Annotated in this window: 5 protein-coding genes; all 5 read left to right on the top strand. The window is 54.2% G+C overall.

Annotated features, from left to right (window positions below; translation table 11 throughout):
- Positions 1-11 precede the first annotated feature (11 nt).
- Complete coding sequence (locus tag AACY98_RS08410) at positions 12-149, top strand: PAAR domain-containing protein (protein ID WP_339803992.1); 138 nt, start codon at positions 12-14, stop codon at positions 147-149.
- A gap of 99 nt (positions 150-248) precedes the next feature.
- Positions 249-2,750: a type VI secretion system Vgr family protein gene (locus tag AACY98_RS08405; protein ID WP_339803989.1), complete on the top strand. Its 2,502-nt coding sequence runs from the start codon at positions 249-251 to the stop codon at positions 2,748-2,750.
- Between the two features lie 14 nt (positions 2,751-2,764).
- Entirely contained in the window at positions 2,765-3,601 is an 837-nt protein-coding gene (locus AACY98_RS08400; RefSeq protein WP_339803986.1) for a hypothetical protein, read from the top strand.
- Between the two features lie 109 nt (positions 3,602-3,710).
- Positions 3,711-4,901, top strand: a complete 1,191-nt coding sequence (locus AACY98_RS08395; RefSeq protein WP_339803984.1) for a hypothetical protein — start codon at positions 3,711-3,713, stop codon at positions 4,899-4,901.
- A gap of 58 nt (positions 4,902-4,959) precedes the next feature.
- A partial coding sequence (locus AACY98_RS08390; protein ID WP_339803981.1) for a type VI secretion system Vgr family protein occupies positions 4,960-7,160 on the top strand: 2,201 nt, incomplete at its 3' end.

Raw genomic sequence — 7,160 nt, 5'->3', positions numbered from 1 at the left:
AGGGCGACAAAATCAGTTGCGGGGCCACCATCATCACCGGTTCACCCACCGTACTGATTGACGACGGACGTCCTGTAGCACGCCTGGGAGACAGCACAGACCATGGCGGCGCGTTGATAGAAGGAGATGCCAGATGGAGCGTTGAATAAATAATCTGGCTAAAAGCAATATGTAATAAGCTTGGAGCACCAGCAAGGCCGATTACATATTGCTTTTAAAACAAATTCAATGCCAGCAAAGGAAACAGCATGTCCCAGACAGAGTTGAGATACAGCTTTGAGGCGCAAGGTGATGGTGAAGAACAGGGCGAAGCGTCAGGCATCAGCTTTGACGTGGTCGAATTCAAACTCGAAGAAGCCCTTAACGAACCGTTTGTGCTTGAAGTCGAACTGCTGAGCACAGACGCCAACATCGACTTTGACCAGCTGATAGACAAACCCGCGCTCTTCACCATCTGGGATGGGGCAACCGCAGTGCGGCAGGTCCATGGGCTCATCTCAGACATCAGCCAGCGCGAAACCGGCTTCAGAAGAACCCGCTACCGTGCAGTGGTAGAGCCCATGCTTGCCCGCACAGCGCTATATTCAGACTGGGAAATCTTCCAGCAACAAAGCGTGCCCGAAATCATTGGCGAAGTCCTCAAAGCCGACAAAGTCGACAACTACACCCTGAATCAGCAACAAACCCACCTGAGCCGCGAATACTGCGTACAGGCCGACGAAACCGACTTCCAGTACATCCAGCGCCTGCTGGCCGAAGAAGGCTTTGTGTACCGGTTTGAACACAGCGAACAAGGCCACCAGCTCAACATCACCGACGTCATCCAAACCTTTGGCGCCCTGCAAAGCGGGGCCGTCCTGTACCAGCCCAAACCCGCAGGCGACCAGCCCCAGCCGGCGCTGCGCCACTTCACCTACCACCACAAAGTCCGCACCGCGCGCCAGACCCAGCGCGACTACACCTTCAAAAACCCGCGCTACGACCAGCAACAGGCAAGCCTGGGGCGTGACATGCCCGCCCAATCCACCGAATACGAACGCTACGACTACCCCGGGCGCTACAAGCAAGATGCTGCCGGCGCCCCCTTTACCCAGACCAAACTGCAATCCCTCAGAAGAGACGCCAAACTTGCCATCGCTACCGGGGATGACGCCAGAATCCAGCCCGGCGTTGCCTTTGAACTCACCGGCCATCCCAGAAGCGAACTCAACACCCTGTGGCGCCCCGTCAAAGTCGTACACAGCGGCAAACAACACACCAGTGGAGAAGAAGAAGCCGCTAACGCACAAGCCAGCACCAGCTACCAGCAAACCGCAGAGCTGGTACCCGCCACCGCCGAATGGAAAGCACCCATCCCTGCCAAACCACACCTGCACGGGCCCGAAATTGCCCACGTTGTAGGCCCGCAGGGAGAAGAAATCTACACCGACGAACACGGACGCGTCAAAGTCCAGTTTCCCTGGGACCGCATCGGCAGCAATGACGAACACAGCACCTGCTGGATACGCGTCGCACAGAACTGGGCCGGAGCCGGCTGGGGCCACATCGCCATACCGCGCATCGGGCAGGAAGTCATCGTCGACTTCCTCGATGGCGACCCCGATCAGCCCATCATCACCGGGCGCACCTATGACGCCAACCATCCCACCCCCTACACCCTGCCGGCCCTCAAAACCCAGCAGACGGTGAAGAGCAAGGAGCATAAAGGCGGAGGCTACAACGAACTCCTGATAGATGACACCACCGGAGAAATCAAAACCCAGCTCCACAGCACCCATGACGTCACCCAACTCACCATGGGTTACCTCACCCATCCGCGCAAAACCGACGGCAGTGGGGAACACAGGGGAGATGGCTTTGAACTCAGAACCGACAGCTGGGGTGCCATCCGGGCCGGGCAGGGACTCTACATCTCGGCCGACAAACGCCAGAACGCCCAGGGCAAACAACTGGACCTGCAAGAGGCCATTGAACAACTCGAACAGGCACTGAGCCTGGCCAAGAGCCTGGAAACCGCAGCCCAGACTGCACAGGCGCTGCCTGCGGACACCCAGGACCAGGAACAACAACTCAGCAGTGTGTACACCGACCTCATCAAAGCCGGCATTCTGAGCAGTGCGCCCGAAGGCATGGCGCACACCACACCCAAGAGCGCACAGATCAGTGCCGGGGCCAACATCACCCTGACCTCGCTGCAAAGCACGGACCTTAGTGCGTATGAGAACATCAGGGCAGCGGCCAGAGAAAGCCTGTCGCTGTTCAGTGCCGAGCAGGAAATGAAGCTGGTGGCAGGCAAAGACAGAATCAGGGTGCAGGCCAATGAGAACAACGTGGAATTGTTTGCCAACAAGAAGATGCAGATCGTGTCCACGGAAGACAAGGTGGAGGTGGCCGCGGAGAAGGAGATCTTGCTGACATCAGGCGGGGCTTATATCAAGATCTGTGACGGCAACATTTATCTGCACGGTCCGGGGATCATAGAGCATAAGGCGGCGAGTTTCCCGTTCAAGGGGCCGGCTAGTTTGAGTTATGCAATGCCTCATCTGCCCAAGCTGGAAGGGAATTACAACCTGCGTTTTCATTTTGTTGATGATGACGGCGTGCCGTATGCAAACAAGGAGTACACCTTGTTTTTCCCGGACGGCTCTTCAACGACAGGTGTTACCGATGAAAACGGGTACACCCTGACAGAGTATTTTGACTTCCCGGAAAAAATACGGGCCCATCTGAAATTGGATCAACTCGGTTAAGCAAAGAAAATACCATGAACGATATTGTGGATCTTACAAAAATTACCAGCGGCCTTGCCGGCATGCAAAGTCAGACAACTGTGGTGCAGCACCTTAGTAACGATCGTTGTGATATAGACGTTACGCCAGCACCAGCTTCAGCTATTGGCACCGTTGACTATTACTATGACAAGAAAAAAACGGGCGGAACCGCCGGTTGGCTTTCACGGAAGTGCGATTTTGAGAATCGCCACAGGGGATGCCAGCACGAAGTTCCTGACTACTATGAGGGCTATGGTGATAAATATATCCGACGATTCACCGACATTACATACAAGTATCTTTCTGCAGTAGGGAAGGCATGGCTGGAAGATGCCAGGTACTATTTGCAGGTGTACATGGAGGATGGGTTCAAACAGAATACCAGTTCGAAAACGGTGACGACGAAGTCACAAGTGGATCCGAGTATTTCTTCCCGTGTTTCAGCAGCGAGCTTTAAAGGACTGGAACTTAATGGCCGGAATTTCAGAATGTTCGCTTTTGGAACCCATCCTGCAGCCTACATTGATGGTGGTTTTATCAACATGGGCGTTAAGGATCTGATTCTTGTATGTCTGACACCGGATATGAAAGAGTGGACAGGAGAGGGAAGAGCAGATACGTTTGATCAAGCTTTCGAAGTGGGAATGTACTTGGTTAGAGCAACAAGCCTGTGGAAAAAAACAAAAATGGCCGCTGAGTTTGCAGCGATTCTTGCGGGCTATGGTCTTGATGATATCGAGGACTTTGTTCACGAAGCACATGGTGTGAGATTACCGAGAAAACGTCTTCGAGGTCTTCTCCAGAATATATTCGGCTCTATTTGGTCATGACGATTATTTGTTCTGCATTTAAGCAATAAAAGTCGGAAATGCATTTTATATATTTTGTATTCAGATGCCAGCCATGATGCCATGGCAGCATTAAAAAGAAGAGGGCAATATGTGGGAGTATCAGGGGAAAATTGTTGAGGGCATTCTGCCTGCGGCAGGCGGGCAGATGCGTGTGGCACCAGATGGCGTGTTTTACATTTTCGATCCTCTGACCCCGGCGAGGTTGGAACTGATGCCAAGGCAAGGAGTTAACCCGGACACATATAAACCGCAGTTCACTGAAGCCTGGATGAACGATTCAGAGCAAAGGCTCAACAGGCGCACAGTCAGGGTGCTGGGTAGCAGACTTAACGGCCCGACGGAAATTTTGTTCCAGGAGTATGGGCAAAACGGCTTTTGGTGGACCAGTGCCGATCTAAGCAAAATTTATGTACTGGTGCAGTGGTATGACTACACCAAAAATGAACCGACCAATTTGTTCTTTTGGCGTTCTGAAAATCAGGGGCAGACATTCACGCAGGTTGACCTGAAAACCCAGAAGCTCGGGCAGGGGGAAGCTTCTGGCATGTACTTTGATAAGCAGGGTGTCAACGGCTATATTCTGGTGGATGAAAACCTGCTGTGGCAAACCTGTGATGGTGGTGCCAACTGGCAAAAGCGTTACATCCCTTATTCGGGGTTTGATAAACTGCCGTTTGCAGGCCTTTCTGCTGATTGTGCAATGGTTGATCTGCAGGGCAACCTGCTGTTTTCTCTATGCAAGCAAAACGAGACAACCGGCCAGTTGCAAAGTGAGATTTATGAAGTACCGGCAGACAACGAAACGATTGACCTGAATCCGATGCCGCCTAAGCATATTGTGCAAGGCAAGCGCATTTTAAACATGACACCGGTGCCAGGTGAAGAAGGCTTTTACCTTACTTATCTGGAGTGTGGCGGTGCTACGCAATGTAACTGGGAAAATGAATTGACAACGGAAAACCCCGCATTGCATTTTGGCTGGCTGCAAGCAGATGAGTTCAAGGTAAACCGCACTTTTAATTTTACTTTTCTGCCGGTTGAAGAATTTTATACCGGCGCTGACGGGCAGGTTGCCGCCATTCTCAAAATGCCCAATTTCATAGACAGCAAATGGCTGTTAAGCCGGGATTATGGTAACAATTGGCGAATCGCTGATATTACAGAACAGGAAGTCATATCACATTATCTTGACTTTGGCACACAGAAGTACTGGCAGCACAGACGAGGCAATGAGGTTTATGTCACAGAGCTGCCACCGGTTCCTGTTGCAAGGGGCTAGATTTTTGCAGTGTCAAGAATGTGAAATGGTAAAAACTGAGAATTAAGGAAGAACCAAAATGTCCCAGACAGAGTTGAGATACAGCTTTGAGGCGCAAGGTGATGGTGAAGAACAAGGCGAGGCATCAGGCGTCAGCTTTGACGTGGTCGAATTCAAACTCGAAGAAGCCCTTAACGAACCGTTTGTGCTTGAAGTCGAACTGCTGAGCACAGACGCCAACATCGACTTTGACCAGCTGATAGACAAACCCGCGCTCTTCACCATCTGGGATGGGGCAACCGCAGTGCGGCAGGTCCATGGGCTCATCTCAGACATCAGCCAGCGCGAAACCGGCTTCAGAAGAACCCGCTACCGTGCAGTGGTAGAGCCCATGCTTGCCCGCACAGCGCTATATTCAGACTGGGAAATCTTCCAGCAACAAAGCGTGCCCGAAATCATTGGCGAAGTCCTCAAAGCCGACAAAGTCGACAACTACACCCTGAATCAGCAACAAACCCACCTGAGCCGCGAATACTGCGTACAGGCCGACGAAACCGACTTCCAGTACATCCAGCGCCTGCTGGCCGAAGAAGGCTTTGTGTACCGGTTTGAACACAGCGAACAAGGCCACCAGCTCAACATCACCGACGTCATCCAAACCTTTGGCGCCCTGCAAAGCGGGGCCGTCCTGTACCAGCCCAAACCCGCAGGCGACCAGCCCCAGCCGGCGCTGCGCCACTTCACCTACCACCACAAAGTCCGCACCGCGCGCCAGACCCAGCGCGACTACACCTTCAAAAACCCGCGCTACGACCAGCAACAGGCAAGCCTGGGGCGTGACATGCCCGCCCAATCCACCGAATACGAACGCTACGACTACCCCGGGCGCTACAAGCAAGATGCTGCCGGCGCCCCCTTTACCCAGACCAAACTGCAATCCCTCAGAAGAGACGCCAAACTTGCCATCGCTACCGGGGATGACGCCAGAATCCAGCCCGGCGTTGCCTTTGAACTCACCGGCCATCCCAGAAGCGAACTCAACACCCTGTGGCGCCCCGTCAAAGTCGTACACAGCGGCAAACAACACACCAGTGGAGAAGAAGAAGCCGCTAACGCACAAGCCAGCACCAGCTACCAGCAAACCGCAGAGCTGGTACCCGCCACCGCCGAATGGAAAGCACCCATCCCTGCCAAACCACACCTGCACGGGCCCGAAATTGCCCACGTTGTAGGCCCGCAGGGAGAAGAAATCTACACCGACGAACACGGACGCGTCAAAGTCCAGTTTCCCTGGGACCGCATCGGCAGCAATGACGAACACAGCACCTGCTGGATACGCGTCGCACAGAACTGGGCCGGAGCCGGCTGGGGCCACATCGCCATACCGCGCATCGGGCAGGAAGTCATCGTCGACTTCCTCGATGGCGACCCCGATCAGCCCATCATCACCGGGCGCACCTATGACGCCAACCATCCCACCCCCTACACCCTGCCGGCCCTCAAAACCCAGCAGACGGTGAAGAGCAAGGAGCATAAAGGCGGAGGCTACAACGAACTCCTGATAGATGACACCACCGGAGAAATCAAAACCCAGCTCCACAGCACCCATGACGTCACCCAACTCACCATGGGTTACCTCACCCATCCGCGCAAAACCGACGGCAGTGGGGAACACAGGGGAGATGGCTTTGAACTCAGAACCGACAGCTGGGGTGCCATCCGGGCCGGGCAGGGACTCTACATCTCGGCCGACAAACGCCAGAACGCCCAGGGCAAACAACTGGACCTGCAAGAGGCCATTGAACAACTCGAACAGGCACTGAGCCTGGCCAAGAGCCTGGAAACCGCAGCCCAGACTGCACAGGCGCTGCCTGCGGACACCCAGGACCAGGAACAACAACTCAGCAGTGTGTACACCGACCTCATCAAAGCCGGCATTCTGAGCAGTGCGCCCGAAGGCATGGCGCACACCACACCCAAGAGCGCACAGATCAGTGCCGGGGCCAACATCACCCTGACCTCGCTGCAAAGCACGGACCTTAGTGCGTATGAGAACATCAGGGCAGCGGCCAGAGAAAGCCTGTCGCTGTTCAGTGCCGAGCAGGAAATGAAGCTGGTGGCAGGCAAAGACAGAATCAGGGTGCAGGCCAATGAGAACAACGTGGAATTGTTTGCCAACAAGAAGATGCAGATCGTGTCCACGGAAGACAAGGTGGAGGTGGCAGCGGAGAAGGAGATCTTGCTGACATCAGGAGGGGCTTATATCAAGATCTGTGACGG

This window comes from Saezia sanguinis (genome assembly GCF_963921665.1).
In the GTDB taxonomy this organism is placed as follows: domain Bacteria; phylum Pseudomonadota; class Gammaproteobacteria; order Burkholderiales; family Burkholderiaceae_C; genus Saezia; species Saezia sanguinis.
Note: the sequence above shows the minus strand (reverse complement) of the source record. Positions and strands in the feature narration are given on the sequence as shown.

Bases quoted from the DNA above. Each gene is read 5' to 3' on its own strand.
- AACY98_RS08400 (WP_339803986.1), top strand. From the start codon at position 2,765: ATGAACGATATTGTGGATCTTACAAAAATTACCAGCGGCCTTGCCGGC.
- AACY98_RS08395 (WP_339803984.1), top strand. From the start codon at position 3,711: ATGTGGGAGTATCAGGGGAAAATTGTTGAGGGCATTCTGCCTGCGGCA.
- AACY98_RS08405 (WP_339803989.1), top strand. From the start codon at position 249: ATGTCCCAGACAGAGTTGAGATACAGCTTTGAGGCGCAAGGTGATGGT.